The organism is Kribbella flavida DSM 17836 (assembly GCF_000024345.1).
Lineage (GTDB): Bacteria > Actinomycetota > Actinomycetes > Propionibacteriales > Kribbellaceae > Kribbella > Kribbella flavida.
Map to the genome: position 1 here is coordinate 48,189 of NC_013729.1, position 14,776 is coordinate 62,964.

Consider the following 14,776-nt stretch of genomic DNA (forward strand, 5'->3'; position numbering starts at 1 on the left):
TCATGGCGGTCCAGGCCAGCGCGGGCACGCTGCGCAAGCAGCGCGCCCGCGCCTCCGCGGGTGTGCGTGGCTACGGCCGCGCGACGCCGTACCTGTTCCTCGCGCCGTATCTGCTGCTGTTCCTGGTGTTCGTGATCGGGCCGGCCCTGTTCGGCATCTGGATGAGCCTGCACGACTGGGACTTCCAGCTGCCCGGCAAGCCGTTCGTCGGGCTGCAGAACTACAAGGACCTGTTCGACCCGCTGTCGGCGACCGCCGAGCCGTTCTGGCACGGCATGCGGGCGACCGGCATCTTCACGCTCGCGTCGGTGCCGTTCCTGGTGGCGATCCCGCTCGCGCTGGCGGTGCTGCTGAACCGGAAGTTCCCGGGCCGGACCTTCTTCCGGGCCGTGTACTTCGCGCCGTACGTGCTGGGCGTGGCGGTCATCGGCCTGATGTTCCGCTACATCCTGGACACCACGTTCGGCATCCTGAACGCGTTCCTCGGGCTGTTCGGCATCCCGGAGATCGGCTGGACCACGGAGCAGCCGTGGGCGTTCGTCGCGCTGGTCGCGGTGACCGTGTGGTGGACGGCCGGCTTCAACGCGATCATCTACCTGGCCGGCCTGCAGGACATCCCGGCCGAGCAGTACGAGGCGGCCGAGCTGGACGGCGCGAACACCTGGCAGCAGTTCCGCAACGTCACCCTGCCGGGCCTGCGTCCGGTCACCGTCTTCATCGTCACGATCACGCTGCTGGCCAGCGCGAACATGTTCGGCCAGGCGCTGCTGATCACCCAGGGCGGTCCCGGTGACACCACCCGGACGGCGCTGATGGTGATCACCGACACCGGCTTCAGCCAGTTCCGGATGGGGCAGGCCGCGGCGATGAGCTACCTGCTCGCGATCTTCCTGTCGATCGTCGCGCTGATCACGTTCGCACTGATGAGGGAGCGCAAGTCATGAGGCGCCGACCGTCCGCCGCCTTCTGGGTGATGGTGGTGCTGCTGACCCTGCTGGTCGTCGTCCCGTTGCTGTGGATGGTGATCACCTCGTTCAAGACCGTCGGGGAGTCCCAGTCGGACCCGCCGACGCTGGTCCCGGAGGACCCGACCGGGCGCGCGTTCGGTGAGATCCTCACCACCGGCGGCCAGAACCCGGTCCTGCGCTGGGCGCTGAACAGCTTCGCCGCCGCCACGCTGCACGCGCTGCTGGTGGTCGTGGTGGCCTCGATGGCCGGCTACGCGCTGGCCCGGATGGAGTTCCGGTTCAAGAACTTCATCTTCTCGTTCATCCTGCTGACGCTGTTCATTCCCGGCTTCGTCTTCCTGATGCCGAACTACCTGCTGATGGACAACCTGGGCTGGCTGGACACGCTGTGGGCGCTGGTCGTGCCCGGCGCGGCCGGTGCGTTCGGGGTGTTCTTCATGCGGCAGTTCTTCCTGGCCATCCCGAAGGAGCTCGAGGAGGTCGCGCTGATCGACGGCGCGAACGCCTGGATCGTCTTCACCCGGATCATCCTGCCGAACGCCAAGCCGGCCCTGGCCACGCTGACCGTGCTGTCGTTCCTGGCCAACTGGAACGACTTCGTCTGGCCGCTGTTCGTGCTGTTCAGTCCCGAGCGGCTCACCCTGCCGGCCGGTCTGAGCCTGCTGCAGGGCGCCTACACCACCGACTACCCGGTGATCATGGCCGGCGCGACCGTCGCGGCCGTCCCGGTCCTGATCCTCTACGTGTTCGTCCAGCGCTACGTGATCGAAGGTGTCGCCCGCAGCGGCATCAAAGGCTGACCTCCCCGTCAGAAGCCCGTTCGAGAGGAACCCGCCCGTGCCTCGAAGAATTCTCGCCGCCGCGCTCGCCGTGGCCGCCGTCGCCGCCGGAACCACGGCGGCGGTGGCGGCCCCGCCGCTGGCGGTCACCACCCAGAACGACATCTCGAAACCGTTCGCCGACACCTACGCCGACCCGGCGATCATCCAGGGCCGCGACGGCTACTGGTACGCCTACGCCACCTCGGACCCGCTGGTCGCGAACGGTCCCTTCGGCCTGATGCACATGGCCCGTACCAAGGACTTCGGTTCCTGGGAGTACCTGGGCACCGTCTTCAGCGACGCGACCAAGCCCGCCTGGGCCGCGCCCGGCTCCTTCTTCTGGGCGCCGGACATCCGGTACTTCGGCGGCCGCTACGTCATGTACTTCACCGTCACCGACACCGCGGCCAATCCCGGCGGCGACCCGGCGATCGGGGTCGCGACCGCGCCGACCCCGGCCGGCCCGTGGACCGCGACCGGCGGCCCGGTGGTCACCCCGAAGCCGGACGGCAACGGCGGCTACTTCGGCACCATCGACCCGGCCATGCTCACCGCCGCCGACGGCAAGCGTTACCTGTACTACGGCGGGTTCTACGGCGGCCTCTGGGTCACCGAGCTCACCCCCGACGGGCTGCAGGCGGTCGGTACGCCGACCCAGGTCGCCATCGGTGACCGCTACGAGGGCTCGTACGCCGTGTACCGCGACGGCTGGTACTACCTGACCGCTTCGTCGTCGAACTGCTGCGCCGGTCCGACCACCGGGTACTCCGTGTTCGCCGGCCGGTCGAAGTCGCCGCGCGGCCCGTTCCTGGACGCCGACGGCGCGAGCATGAACGAGTCCCGGGTCGGCGGCACCACCGTGCTCACCCAGAACGGCAACAAGTGGATCGGCCCGGGCCACCACGCGTTCTTCACCGACGCGGCCGGCCAGGACCACATCCTGTACCACGCGATCGACCGGGCGAAGCCCTGGCTGACCGACCCGTTCGGCATCAACCGGCGGCCGATGCTGGTCGACCGGCTCGACTGGATCGACGGCTGGCCGCGGACCCGCGCCGGCGCCGGTCCGTCCGAGACCCCGCAGCCCGCGCCGGTCACCGGCTCGGCGGCGGGCATCACCCCGGCCGATCCCGCGTCCGGGCTGTGGAACGCGACCCGGCGTCCTGGTGACGCGCTGGGTGGACCGACCGCGCAGATCCGCGGCGTGGCGGCGACCCGGCAGTCCGCGCCGGCCGGCTCGGTCCGGGTCAGCGCCGACGTCCGGCTGGGTGCGTCGTTCACGACCGTGCTCGGTTACGGCGCGGTGGTCGCCTCGATCGTCGGGGACAAGCTGGTCCTGGTGGCCGGCGGCAGGACCACCGCGGTACGGCTTCCCGCCGGGTTCGACCGGTCCCGGTGGAACCGGCTGGCCGTGCAGGTCACCGGCAGCACCGTGACCGCGCGGATCAGCGACGCCGGACTCGGTGACCTCTACGCCGAGGCGCGACTCGTCGTACCGAAGCTGAAGGTCAAGGCGGCGCCGGTGCGCTGGCTCGGCCAGGCCGAGGTGGACAACCTGACGATCCGTCCGGTCGCCGAGCCGGTCCGCCGGATGGTGGCCGTGCCGCAGCCGGGCAAACTGCTGGCCGGCGACGAGTTCAACGGCTCCGGGCTCGGTGCGGGCTGGTCGTGGCTGCGACCGGACGCCGCCGCGACGGTTGCCAACGGCAAGTTGTCCTGGCCGTTGCAGGACACCGACCTGGTCGGTGGCGGCAACAACGCCGGACTGCTGTTCCACCGGACGCCGGCCGGCGACCGGTGGATCGCGGAGACCAAGCTGCACCTCGATCTCGGGGAGGGCGACATCCGCAACTACCAGCAGGCCGGGATGATCGTCCACCGCACCGACGACGACTTCGCCCGGCTGGGCAACGTCGCGATCTGGCGCACCCGGCAGACGGAGTACGGGCGGGAACTGGTGGCCCGGCCCTCCGACGGCGCGACCAGCTACGGCGGCGCGGCGATCGGCCGGTCGGCGCCCGACCTGTGGATGCGGCTCGCGTTCCACCGCAACGCCGCCGGCGAGCACGTCTACCGGGCCGCGACCAGTGTGGGCGGCAAGAACTGGACCTGGGGCGCGGCGTGGGTGCTGCCGGCCGGCGAGACGCCGCGGCTGGGGCTGTACGCCCACGGTGACTTCACCGGAGCGGATCCGGCGCCGGTGGCCACGTTCGACTACCTGCGGTTCTACGAGAGCAAGTGATGCTGCGCGGGCTGGGGGTGTCGTTGCTGCTGCTGGCCGTGGCCGGTTGTGGCGGCGGTGACCCCAGCCCGTCGCCGGAAGGAGCCAGTGTGGGATTCACGAACCCGGTCTACGACAACAATTTCGCCGACCCGCACGTGATCGCGGCCGGCGAGACCTTCTACGCCTTCGCCACCAACGGGCCGCTGGGCAACATCCAGACGCTGAAGTCGGCCGACCTGGTCGACTGGGAGCAGGTCGGTGATGCGCTGCCGACGCTGCCGTCCTGGACGTCGGCCGGCAAGGTGTGGGCGCCGGAGGTGGCGGTGCACGGGCCGGACCGGTACGTCATGTACTACACGACCTCGCACGATGCGTCGTCCCGGCAGTGCATCGGCGTCGCCGTCGCCGAGCGGCCGGAAGGTCCCTATGTCGACAAATCGAGTAATCCCCTGATCTGTCAGGAGAAGGAGGGCGGGTCGATCGACGCCAGCCCGTTCCAGGACTCCACCGGGCAGCGCTGGCTGTACTGGAAGAACGACGGCAACGCGGTCGGCCAGGACACTTGGATCTACGTCTCCAAGCTGTCGGCCGACGGACTCCAGCTGGTCGGCGAGACGACCAGGATGTTCAAGCAGGACCTGCCCTGGGAGGGCCACCTCGTCGAGGCGCCGTACCTGGTCGAGCGGAACGGCAAGTTCCACATGTTCTACTCCGCCAACGCCTACGACAAGGCCGAGTACGCCGTCGGCCACGCGCTCTGCACGACACCCGCCGGGCCGTGCAAGAAGTCGGGCGACCCGATCCTCACCACGTCCGAGGCCGCCGCCGGGCCGGGACACAACATGGTGCTGGAGAAGGACGGCCGGTACTGGTTCGTCTACCACGCCTGGGACCCCGAGCTGGTCGGCGTCGACCCACCCGGCCGGACCATGTGGCTGTCGGAACTGACCTTCGACGGTGACACCCCCAAGGTCCAGCCGCCCCTGCGGGAAAACCCCGTCAAGCCATAGTGCTCTTCGACTCCCGCTCCAGCAGGTCGACGAGGATTCGCAGGGCTTTGTGCAGGTCCTCGTCGGTAGGAGTGGCGTAGCCGATGACCAGGCCGGGGCTGCCGGTGACGGTGCGGCGGTAGTCGGCGAGAGGGGCGATCGCCACGCCGGCGGCGCGGGCCTTGGCGGCCAGCGCTTTGTCGTCGACGTGGTCGGGCAGCAGCAGGGTGATGTGCAGCCCGGCGTCCTGGCCGACCACGCGACCGTACGGCGCGAGCTGGGCGCAGGTGTGGTTCCGCCGTTCGGCGTACAGGCGGCGGTTGCGGCGGACGACCTGATCCAGGTAGCCGTCCCGCAGCATGGCCAGCAGGGCCGCCTGCATCGGCCAGCCGGGCCAGTCGCTGGCTTCCTCGCGGTGGCAGGCGATCCGGTCCACCACGGGTGCGGATGCGACGAGCCAGCCCAGCCGCAGCGACGGGCTGATCATCTTGGAGAGCGTGCCGAGGTGGACCACCCGGTCCAGGTCGAGCTGGGCCAGCGCGGGCAGCGGCGCCACGTCGTACCGGAACTCGCTGTCGTAGTCGTCCTCGATCAACGTCGCGCCGGTCCGGCGCGCCCAGCGCACCAATTCGTTGCGTCGGGCAACGGGCAGGCGCCCGCCGAGCGGGTACTGGTGCGAGGGCGTCACGTAGACCGCCGCGATGCCGTCCGGTTCCTCGAGCCCGCCGAGGGTGTCGACGCACAGTCCGTCGGCGTCAACCGGCACATCGACGACCTTCAGGTGGTGGGCCTCGGCGGCCTTCACCGCGTTGGGATAGCCAGGGTCCTCGACGGCGAGCCGGTCGCCCGGCCGCAGGGTGGTGGACAGCAGCAGGCGGAAGCCGTGCACGGTGCCGTTGGTGATCACCAGGTTCTCCGGTCCGCAGGCGATGCCGCGCACGCGGCCGACATGCTCCGCGAGCGCGCTCCGGAGCTCGGGCAGTCCGGCCGGATCGTCGTACCCCTGTGGCGGAGTCTGCGCCGACACCTCCCGCCACGCGCGGCGCCAGCCGGCATCCGCCTGGGTCCCGATGAACGGAATGCCAGGGCGCAGGGTGAGCAACCCCTTCGATGTGCGGCCGGGCCATGACGAGCTGGTCGAAGCTGCGGCGGTCGGGGAGTTGCTTGACGAATCGGCGGTGCGGCTACGGCGTTGCCGGACCGGCGGTGTGAGCGGGACGACGTCGGCGATGTACGTGCCGGAGCCGGTCCGGCCGACGATCCAGCCCTCCGCGTGCAGCTGGTCGTACGCCGCCTGCGCAACGGCGCGGGAGACTCCGAGCTCGCGCGCGAGGTCGCGGGTGGACGGCAGCCGGTGGCCGGCCTGGAGACGGCCGTCGCGGACCGCGGCCCGGACCTGCTCGGCGAGTTGCAGGTGCAGCGCGAGACCGGCGGCGCGGTCCACCGTCAGCGGCAGCGTGGTCCGCAAAGTGGACTACTGGATCTGAGGGGTAATGGACCGTGTCGGCATACCACTACTCTGCCACGCTGCTGCCATGACTACGACATCACTGTCGCCGACGGAGCGGACGCGGCTGCGGCGGTCGAAGGAGCGAGCGGCCACCGATCGGCGGGTCCTGCACGAGGTACTGCGGGAGGGCATGTTCTGCCACCTCGGTGTGGTGGTGGACGGGGCCCCGCTGGTGCTGCCGACGGCGTACGGGGTGGACCTGGACAGCGGGCCGGACGGGACGCTGTACCTGCACGGATCGGTGGCGGCGCGCAGCGTGGTGGCAGCACCGGACCAGACGATCTGCGTGACGGTGACGCACGTGGACGGGCTGGTGCTGGCCCGGTCGGCGTTCCACCACTCGGTGAACTACCGGTCGGCGGTGGTCTTCGGCACACCGCGGCCGGTGACCGACCCGGACGAGAAGCTGCACGGGTTGACCGTGATCGTCGACCATCTGGTTCCCGGCCGGTCGAGCGGCTCCCGCGGTCCGAACCGGAAGGAGCTGGCCAAGACCTCCGTGCTGGCCCTGGACCTGACCGAGGCGTCGGTGAAGACGCGTGCCGGCGGTGCGAACGACGAGCCGGAGGACCTGGACCTGCCGTACTGGACCGGCGTACTGCCGCTCCGGATGGTCGCCGGTGAGCCGATCACCAACGACGACTGCGATCTGCTGGTCCCGGCCCACATCCGTACCCGGGCGAACCAGCTGGGGGCGCCCTCGTGCACTGATGGGTGAGGGCGCCCAGCTTGCGCTTGACCAGATGGCTGCTGGCCGAAGACTCGGATCAGGCCAGCGTGCCTTTGTTGTAGTTGCTCTGCGCCCAGAAGTAGCCGACGGTCGTGATCGCGACGCACCAGGCGGCGGCGAGCCAGCCGTTGCCGTTCTCGATCGGCGTGCCGAGCAGCAGGCCGCGCAGCGTCTCGATGATCGGCGTGAACGGCTGGTACTCGGCGAACCAGCGGATGCCGGCCGGCATCGACTCGATCGGCACGAAGGTGCTGCTCAGGAACGGCAGGACGAAGCTGATCGGCAGCACCACGTTGCTGGCGCCCTCGGGAGTCTTCGCCGTCAGGCCGAGAGCGACGGCGAGCCAGACCAGCGCGACCGTCGTAGCGGTGAGCAGGGCGATCGCGAGCAGCCACTCGACGACGTTGGCGGACGGCCGGAAGCCCAGTGCGACCGAGACGCCGATCACCAGCGCGAGGCCCAGCAGCGTCTGCAGCACGCTGCCGATGACGTGCCCGGTCAGCACCGCGGACCGGAAGATCGCCATCGTCCGGAACCGGGCCACGATGCCCTCGGTCATGTCGGTGCAGACCGCCACCGCGATCGGGACCGTGCCCGAGCCGACGGTGACCAGCAGGATGCCGGGCACCAGGAAGTCCAGGTAGTCGAACCCGCCGCCGCCCAGGCCGGCCTCGAACGTCTTGCCGAAGACGAAGCCGAACAGCAGCAGCATGATCACCGGCATCCCGAGGGTGCCGAGCGTCATCGACGGGTAGCGCAGGGCGTGCCGCAGGTTGCGGCGCAGCATGGTGGAGGTGTCGGCCAGCGGGTGCAGGGTCGCGCTCATCGGATCGTCGCTTTCTCGTCGGAGGTGGTCGCGGGGTCGGTGGTGCTGTGGCCGGTGACGGCGAAGAAGACGTCGTCGAGGTCGGGGGTGTGCACGGTCAGCTCGTCCACCTCCAGCGAGGCGTCGTCGATCCGGGCCAGCAGCTCGCGCAGGGACTGCACGCGGCCGTCGTTCGGGACCTGGAGCACCAGCGCGCTGTGGTCGGCCTGACCGCTGGGCAGCACCCGTTCGGCCAGAGCGAGCTCGTCGGGCGCGGTGAACCGGAGCCGGACGTGCCCGCCCGGGACCAGCCGCTTCAGCTCCTCGGTCGTGCCCTCGGCGACCAGCCGGCCGTGGTCCAGGACCGCGATCCGGTCGGCGAGCTGGTCGGCCTCCTCGAGGTACTGCGTGGTCAGGAAGACGGTGACCCCGCCGGCGACCAAGCCTCGGATGATGCCCCACATGCTGTGCCGGCTGCGCGGGTCGAGCCCGGTGGTCGGCTCGTCCAGGAAGATGATGCGCGGCTCGCCGACCAGCGTCATCGCCAGGTCGAGCCGGCGCTTCATGCCGCCGGAGTACGTCATCGCGGGCTTGTGCGCGGCCGCGGCCAGGTCGAACTGGTCGAGCAGCTCGGCCGCCCGGCGCCGGCCCTCGGACCGGTCCAGGTGGTGCAGGTCGGCCATCATGCGCAGGTTCTCCTCGCCGGTGAGCAGGCCGTCGACGGCGGAGAACTGGCCGGTGACGCTGATCGCGGCGCGCACGTCGTCCGGCGAGCGGTGCAGGTCGGTGCCGTCGATCCGGATCTCGCCGGCGTCGGCGGTGATCAGGGTGGACAGGATCTTCACCACGGTGGTCTTGCCGGCCCCGTTGGGGCCGAGCAGCGAGAAGATGGTGCCTGTGGTCACGGTCAGGTCGATGCCGTCGAGCACCCGCTGGTCGCCGTAGGACTTGTGCAGTCCACGGACCTCGATCGCTGATGTCATGGTTCCTCGCTCGGTTTCGGGCAGGCTCGCGCCGCCTCGGGGGATGGGGACTGTTTTCGGGCAGGCTCACGCCGACCGGGGTACGGAGTACGGGGTGAAGGAGGGTGTGCGGATCCACCCGGACGGCTCGGAGCCGCCGGTCAGGGATGCCGGTTGTTCAGTTGGCCGGTGGAGGACCGGTCAGATGTCGAGGTCCTCGACGGCGGGCTGGTTCGCCGCCTCCTCCACCAGGGCGTAGAGCTCGACGGGGATCAGCTCGCGCAGCTGCTCGATCGTCTCCACCACGTGCAGCGTCGCTTCGCCCTGGGCGAGACTCCAGGACTGGTCGGCGCTCCAGTTGCCGACCCAGCTCCGCCAGCCGTTCTCGTACGCCGGGTCGCTCTGCTTCTGCTTGTACTGATGGCGCCGGTCGGCGTGCAGCACGAACTTGCCGGTCCGGCTGCGGTAGACCTTGAACGCCTCGTAGCCGTCCTTGCTCGACCGGCCGCCCTCGGCCAGCAGGACACCCGAGAACCGCTGCTTGCGGCCGGTGCCCCGGCCCACCCGCACGGTGATCTCGTCGTAGCCCTCGAGCCGGCCTTCCTCCATCTCGACGTAGCGCCGGAGCGCGGTCGAGATCGCGGAGGACAGGTTGCCGGCGATCTCCTGGGCCCGCTTGTACAGCGCCAGGTCGTCGTCGGACACGTAGATCGTCTTGTTCGGCATCGGCCTCTCCTTCTACGTAGAACTATACATATGCTGTCCGTAGATGTCTACGTATATGTCTGCGTAGATGGTGGGAGATGCTGGCACGATCGGCGCGTGCACACTGCCGAAGATCGCTACGACGCCCTCACCGACGAGGTCGCCGCCCTCTACGAGCTCGGGCGCCAGGCGGACGCCCTCGCTCTGATGGACGCCACCGCCGCCGAGCTGGGCGACCAGCTGACACCGTGGGCAGCGGAGTTGGCCCATCTCCGAGCCTGTCTGCTCGGCTCACTGGGTAACGCGGAAGCCGCCCTCGAGGTGCTGGTGCGGGCGAGTGACGCGGGCGGCTGGTGGGAGGAATCGATTCTCACCGAGGACGACGACTTGGCCGGCCTGCGGACGCTGCCCGGTTTCGATGCCCTGGTGGCGAACAGCCGGGCCCGGCGTACGCCGGGGATCACGCCGCCGCTGATCCGGCTTCCCCCGGACGGGCGGACCGTCGTACGGGTGGTGGTGGCGTTGCACGGTGCCGGCCAGACGGCGCGGCATGCGGCGCGGGACTGGGCGAGCGTGCTGGACCTCGGGTGCGCGTTGGTCTGCGTCGAGTCTTCTCAGCTGATGTCACCGAGGTACCGGACCTGGCCGGATCCCGCCGCGGCCGCGGACGACATCGCCCGGGCGCTGGCCGAGCTGCCGGCCGAGCTCGACGGGCTGCCGCTGGTCGCGGCCGGATTCTCCGCAGGCGGTCGGGTGGCGATCTCCTGGGCGCTCACAGCCACACCGCAGCCGGTCGCCGGCGTCATCGCGCTGGCTCCAGCGCTCCGCGAGCTGCCGACCGAGGCGGCCACTTCACTGGCCCCGGCGAGCGTTCTCATCGGTACGGACGACGACCTTCTGGAGGTCGTGCTCGAGGCGGCCGATCAGCTGGAGGGCTTCGGTCTGCGGATCACCACGTTGCCCGGGCAAGGCCACCAGGTGCCCAGTGACTTCGCCGACCTGCTGGCGCAGACGCTGGGGACGTAGCCGGGAAGCCGTCTTCCCCAATTGTGGACAACATGGTGATCAAACCTCCACAATCCACAGATTTGGCCGAAGTTCGGCCGAAAACGGTGCACAACCCGGGGACAACCTGGGGAAAAGTCGCAGGAAAGCTGTGCACAGCTGGGGATACGGGTGTGGATAACCTGGCTGCTGCAGCAGGAATCGCCCCCGCTGGTCAGCGCGGTCTCGGTGGATCAGTGCGTCAGATCCACTGGGTGGAGACGACGAAGCCGACCGCGATCAGGCCCATGCCGATCAGCAGGTTCCAGTTGCCCAGGTCGTTCATGAACGGGATGTCCTGCCCGGCCACGTAGAAGACCACCAGCCAGATCAGCCCGAGCAGCCAGCAGCCCAGCATCAGCGGCGCCACCCACGGACGGCTGGTGGTGCGGGGCTTCTTCGGAGTCTTCTGCGGCTTCTCCGCGGCCGGCTTCTTCTTCTGTTCGCGACTGCTCGACTCGGGCACGACGTGGGCTCCTTGTAGCGGACACTAAGGTGAGTGGTGGTCCCCGGTTCGCGGGGCTGCCACCAGCCACACCGACGGGTCTGGCCTCGGTTAGCGTAGTGCAGACGGATGCAAGGGAGTCACGGGTGAGCAGGCTGCGGCGTTTCTCGCTCTGGCGCGCGGCCGCGCCGGTCGCGTTGCTCTGCGCCGGCCTGCTGTTCGCGACCAGCGCCACCAACGCCCGCGGTACCGATCTCCGTCCCAGTCGCAACACTACGCTGGCCGGCCTTGTCGAGGAACAGAGCCGCCGCAGCGCCACCCTGACCCGGCAGCACGCGGCGCTCAGCGGTGACATCGAGAAGCTGCAGACCCAGCAGGGCGCCATCGAGCCGAAGCTGGCCAAGCAGCTCAAGGACCTGTCCGTGCAGGTCGGCACCACGCCGGTCACCGGGCCCGGGCTGACCGTGACGCTGAAGGACGCGCCGCGCGAGGTGGTCAAGGACAACCCGGACATCGACGCCGACTGGCTGGTGATCCATCAGCAGGACATCCAGGCCGTGGTGAACGCGTTGTGGGCCGGTGGCGCCGACGCGATCTCGATCCAGAACCACCGGGTCATCTCCACCACTGGGATCAAGTGCGTCGGCAACTCCGTCGTCCTGCACGGCGTGCCCTACCTGCCGCCGTACAAGATCACCGCGATCGGCGACCGGCGCAAGCTGCAGCAGGCGCTGGACGACTCGCAGTACATCGAGAACCTGCAGGACTACGTGGTCAGGTTCCAGCTCGGCTACGAGGTGAAGAACGAGTCGAACGTGGCGATGCCGGCGTACGAGGGCACCCTGGACCTGCAGAGCGCGACCGTGCCGGGCTTCGAGACGACCCCGTCGGTCAGCCCTTCGGCTTCCGGTCGCTGACACCGGACCGGCCGGGGCCCGGGCGTCTGGGACAATGGAGCGCATGCCGCGCATCCTCGTCGTCGACAACTACGACTCCTTCGTCTACAACCTGGTGCAGTACCTGCAGCAGTTGCAGGCCGACACCACGGTGCTGCGCAACGACGAGGTGACCCCTGAGCAGGCCGCCGAGTACGACGGAGTGCTGCTGTCGCCCGGTCCGGGCACGCCCGAGGAGGCCGGCAGCTGCGTGGACATCGTTCAGCAGGCCGCCGGCCGGGTCCCGATCTTCGGGGTCTGCCTGGGGCTGCAGGCGATCGGCGTCGCGTACGGCGGAGTGGTCGGCCGCGCCGACGAGCTGCTGCACGGCAAGACCAGCCAGGTGCTGCACGAGGGCGCGGGCGTGCTGGCAGGACTGCCGTCGCCGTTCACCGCGACCCGGTACCACTCGCTCGCGATCGCCGAGCACAGCGTGCCGGCCGACCTGCAGGTGACGGCGCGGACCGAGGCCGGCGTGATCATGGCGGCGCGGCACCGGGACCTGCCGGTCGAAGGCGTCCAGTTCCACCCCGAGTCGGTGCTCACCGAGGGCGGTCACCGGATGCTGGCCAACTGGCTCGCTGTCTGCGGCGACCCGGGAGCGGTGGCGCGGTCCACCGGCATGGCGCCGGTTGTCAGCTGACCCCGAGCTCGTCCACAACGCGAAGACCGCGGCACCCCGACAGGGGGCCGCGGTCTTCGCGTTGTGGGACGGGCTACTCGTCGTCCTCGGTGTTCTGGCGCGGGCCGCCGCCGCCGGGCAGATTGATGGTCGGCGGCGTGTCGGTGTCGGTGGGCGGCGACTCGGGATCCTCTGACGGACTCGTCGTCGGCGGAGAGCTGGGCGGCGGCGTCGACGGCTCGGTCGGCCGGTTGGCGAGGAACAGCGTCACCTTGTCGCCCTTGTCGGCCTTGGTGCCACCCTTCGGGTCCTGGGAGACCACCGTGCCGGGGATCGCGTTCGGGTCCGGCGGCGCGGCCTTGTAGGCGACGGCGAACCCGGCGCTCTTCAGCGTGTTGGCGGCGTCGGCCTGGCCCTGGTTGGTGACGTCCGGAACCTCGACCTTGACCGAGCCGCTGGAGACCGTCAGCGTGAAGCGCTGGCCGCTCGCGTACCGGCCGCTGGGGTCGGGCGAAACACCGAGCACGGTGCCTTCCGGCTGCTCGTCGTCCACCGTGTTCACCTTGTCGGCGACCTTGAAGTTCGCCGGTGGCGCCTCCAGCAGCTCGCGCGCCTGCCGCTCGGTCTTGCCCACCACGTCCGGCACCGGGTACGACGTGGGCCCGCTGGACACCACCACGGTGACGACCGCGCCCTTGTCCACCATCGTGGTGGCGCCTGGGTTCTGGCTGGCGACGTTGCCCTTCGGCACGGTCGGGTTCGCCGCACCGGTGGACTTCACCTGCAGCCCCTGCGCGGTCAGCAGCGCGGTCGCGTCTTCCAGCGACCGGTTCACCACGTTCGGAACGGCGACCTGGGCCGGCGGGGTGGCGCCGTCGTTGTCCTCGCCCAGGTTCGTGATGATCGCGTACGCGCCGACCGCGACCGCGACGATCGCCAGCCCGAGCAGGAAGTACGCCAGCCCCCGGTTGCGCCGGGCCCGCGCTGCCTGCGCCTCGGTCATCCCGTCGTCCGGCGGCAGCAGATCGTGGGCCTGGGTCTGCCCGTACGCCTGGGTGGCAGCCGCCGGCGCGATCGCCGCACCGGCCATCGCGCGGGTCTCGCCGACCGCGGTCATCGGCGCGGTCACCTGCTGACCGGCCAGCACCCGGTGGATGTCCTGGCGCATCTCGGCCGCGCTCTGATAGCGCTCCTCGCGGCTCTTGGCCAGCGCCTTGAGCACGACCGCGTCGACCTCCGGCGGGATCTCGGGGTCGAACGACGACGGCGGGACCGGCTGCTCCCGGACGTGCTGGTAGGCCACCGAGACCGGCGACTCGCCGACGAACGGCGGCCGGCCGGTGAGCAGTTCGTACAGCAGGCAGCCGGTGGAGTACAGGTCGGAGCGGGCGTCGACGGTCTCGCCGCGGGCCTGCTCCGGCGACAGGTACTGCGCGGTGCCGATCACGGCCGCGGTCTGGGTCATGTCCGAGGTGGTGTCGGCGACCGCGCGGGCGATGCCGAAGTCCATCACCTTGACCTGGCCCTGCGGGGTCAGCATCACGTTGCCGGGCTTGATGTCGCGGTGCACGATGCCGGCCCGGTGGCTGTAGTCGAGCGCCTCCAGCACGCCGGAGGTGATCTCCAGCGCCCGCTCCGGCATGATCTTGCGGCCTTCGCGGATCAGGTCGCGCAGCGTCTTGCCGGTCACCAGTTCCATCACGATGTACGGAATGGTGATGCCGGAGCCGTTCGGGTCCGGTTCCTCGCCGGTGTCGTAGACCGACACGATCGTGGGGTGGTTCAGCGAGGCCGCCGACTGCGCTTCACGCCGGAATCTGGCCTGGAAGGTGGAGTCACTGGCCAGGTCCACCCGCAGCCGCTTGATCGCGACGGCCCGGCCGAGCCGGTTGTCGACGCCCCTGCGGACGTCGGCCATGCCCCCTCGCCCCAGCGGTTCGCCTTCCTCGTAGCGCCCGCCGACGAGACGTGCCTGCGATGTCATTGCTCTGCCTTCCGCCCTGCGCGAATCGATCT

At 70.1% G+C, this 14,776-nt stretch carries 14 protein-coding genes; 8 read left to right on the forward strand and 6 right to left on the reverse strand.

Going from position 1 to position 14,776, the window contains the following annotated elements:
* Window positions 1-2 precede the first annotated feature (2 nt).
* From KFLA_RS00235 to KFLA_RS00250, 4 genes are read left to right on the forward strand one after another with little or no spacing between them, the layout of a single operon-like run.
* Entirely contained in the window at window positions 3-944 is a 942-nt protein-coding gene (locus tag KFLA_RS00235; RefSeq protein ID WP_012917733.1) for a carbohydrate ABC transporter permease, read from the forward strand.
* Window positions 941-1,768: a carbohydrate ABC transporter permease gene (locus KFLA_RS00240; protein WP_012917734.1), complete on the forward strand. Its 828-nt coding sequence runs from the start codon at window positions 941-943 to the stop codon at window positions 1,766-1,768. The genes KFLA_RS00235 and KFLA_RS00240 overlap by 4 nt, the downstream gene beginning before the upstream one ends.
* A 37-nt stretch (window positions 1,769-1,805) precedes the next feature.
* Window positions 1,806-4,031, forward strand: a complete 2,226-nt coding sequence (locus tag KFLA_RS00245) for a family 43 glycosylhydrolase (protein WP_012917735.1) — start codon at window positions 1,806-1,808, stop codon at window positions 4,029-4,031.
* The gene (locus tag KFLA_RS00250; protein WP_012917736.1) at window positions 4,031-5,023 is read left to right on the forward strand and encodes a glycoside hydrolase family 43 protein; all 993 of its coding nucleotides are present in this window, start codon (window positions 4,031-4,033) and stop codon (window positions 5,021-5,023) included. Before KFLA_RS00245 ends, KFLA_RS00250 begins: the two co-directional genes overlap by 1 nt.
* Here the strand turns inward: KFLA_RS00250 and pdxR are convergent.
* On the reverse strand, window positions 5,013-6,470 hold the full coding sequence (gene pdxR / locus KFLA_RS00255) for a MocR-like pyridoxine biosynthesis transcription factor PdxR (RefSeq protein ID WP_012917737.1): 1,458 nt from the start codon (window positions 6,468-6,470) through the stop codon (window positions 5,013-5,015). The two genes, KFLA_RS00250 and pdxR, sit on opposite strands and share 11 nt — an antisense overlap.
* A gap of 67 nt (window positions 6,471-6,537) precedes the next feature.
* Here pdxR and KFLA_RS00260 point away from each other — a divergent pair, with 67 nt between their 5' ends.
* Window positions 6,538-7,230: a pyridoxamine 5'-phosphate oxidase family protein gene (locus KFLA_RS00260; protein ID WP_041289073.1), complete on the forward strand. Its 693-nt coding sequence runs from the start codon at window positions 6,538-6,540 to the stop codon at window positions 7,228-7,230.
* Between the two features lie 49 nt (window positions 7,231-7,279).
* On the opposite strand, the gene KFLA_RS00265 is transcribed toward KFLA_RS00260, so the two are convergent.
* The 3 genes from KFLA_RS00265 to KFLA_RS00275 all read right to left on the reverse strand — a co-directional run bounded on the left by KFLA_RS00265 (window position 7,280) and on the right by KFLA_RS00275 (window position 9,735).
* Window positions 7,280-8,068 carry an ABC transporter permease gene (locus KFLA_RS00265; protein WP_012917739.1) on the reverse strand — a complete coding sequence of 263 codons (789 nt, stop codon included), beginning with the start codon at window positions 8,066-8,068 and terminating at the stop codon, window positions 7,280-7,282.
* Complete coding sequence (locus tag KFLA_RS00270) at window positions 8,065-9,030, reverse strand: daunorubicin resistance protein DrrA family ABC transporter ATP-binding protein (protein WP_012917740.1); 966 nt, start codon at window positions 9,028-9,030, stop codon at window positions 8,065-8,067. The genes KFLA_RS00265 and KFLA_RS00270 overlap by 4 nt, the downstream gene beginning before the upstream one ends.
* A gap of 180 nt (window positions 9,031-9,210) precedes the next feature.
* Window positions 9,211-9,735 carry an EXLDI protein gene (locus KFLA_RS00275; RefSeq protein ID WP_012917741.1) on the reverse strand — a complete coding sequence of 175 codons (525 nt, stop codon included), beginning with the start codon at window positions 9,733-9,735 and terminating at the stop codon, window positions 9,211-9,213.
* A gap of 96 nt (window positions 9,736-9,831) precedes the next feature.
* Between KFLA_RS00275 and KFLA_RS00280 the strand changes: the two genes are divergently transcribed.
* Window positions 9,832-10,740, forward strand: coding sequence for an alpha/beta hydrolase (locus tag KFLA_RS00280; protein ID WP_012917742.1), 909 nt, complete (start codon window positions 9,832-9,834; stop codon window positions 10,738-10,740).
* A 220-nt stretch (window positions 10,741-10,960) separates the two neighbouring features.
* Here the strand turns inward: KFLA_RS00280 and KFLA_RS00285 are convergent, their stop codons facing one another.
* Window positions 10,961-11,224 carry a cell division protein CrgA gene (locus KFLA_RS00285; RefSeq protein ID WP_012917743.1) on the reverse strand — a complete coding sequence of 88 codons (264 nt, stop codon included), beginning with the start codon at window positions 11,222-11,224 and terminating at the stop codon, window positions 10,961-10,963.
* 125 nt (window positions 11,225-11,349) lie between these two features.
* Here KFLA_RS00285 and KFLA_RS00290 point away from each other — a divergent pair, with 125 nt between their 5' ends.
* Window positions 11,350-12,120 (forward strand): DUF881 domain-containing protein, encoded by a 771-nt coding sequence (locus tag KFLA_RS00290; RefSeq protein WP_012917744.1) that lies wholly within the window; start codon window positions 11,350-11,352, stop codon window positions 12,118-12,120.
* A gap of 43 nt (window positions 12,121-12,163) precedes the next feature.
* Window positions 12,164-12,781, forward strand: a complete 618-nt coding sequence (locus KFLA_RS00295) for an aminodeoxychorismate/anthranilate synthase component II (protein ID WP_012917745.1) — start codon at window positions 12,164-12,166, stop codon at window positions 12,779-12,781.
* Window positions 12,782-12,854: 73 nt separating this feature from the next.
* Here the strand turns inward: KFLA_RS00295 and pknB are convergent, their stop codons facing one another.
* Window positions 12,855-14,744 (reverse strand): Stk1 family PASTA domain-containing Ser/Thr kinase, encoded by a 1,890-nt coding sequence (gene pknB / locus KFLA_RS00300; RefSeq protein ID WP_012917746.1) that lies wholly within the window; start codon window positions 14,742-14,744, stop codon window positions 12,855-12,857.
* Window positions 14,745-14,776 lie beyond the last annotated feature (32 nt).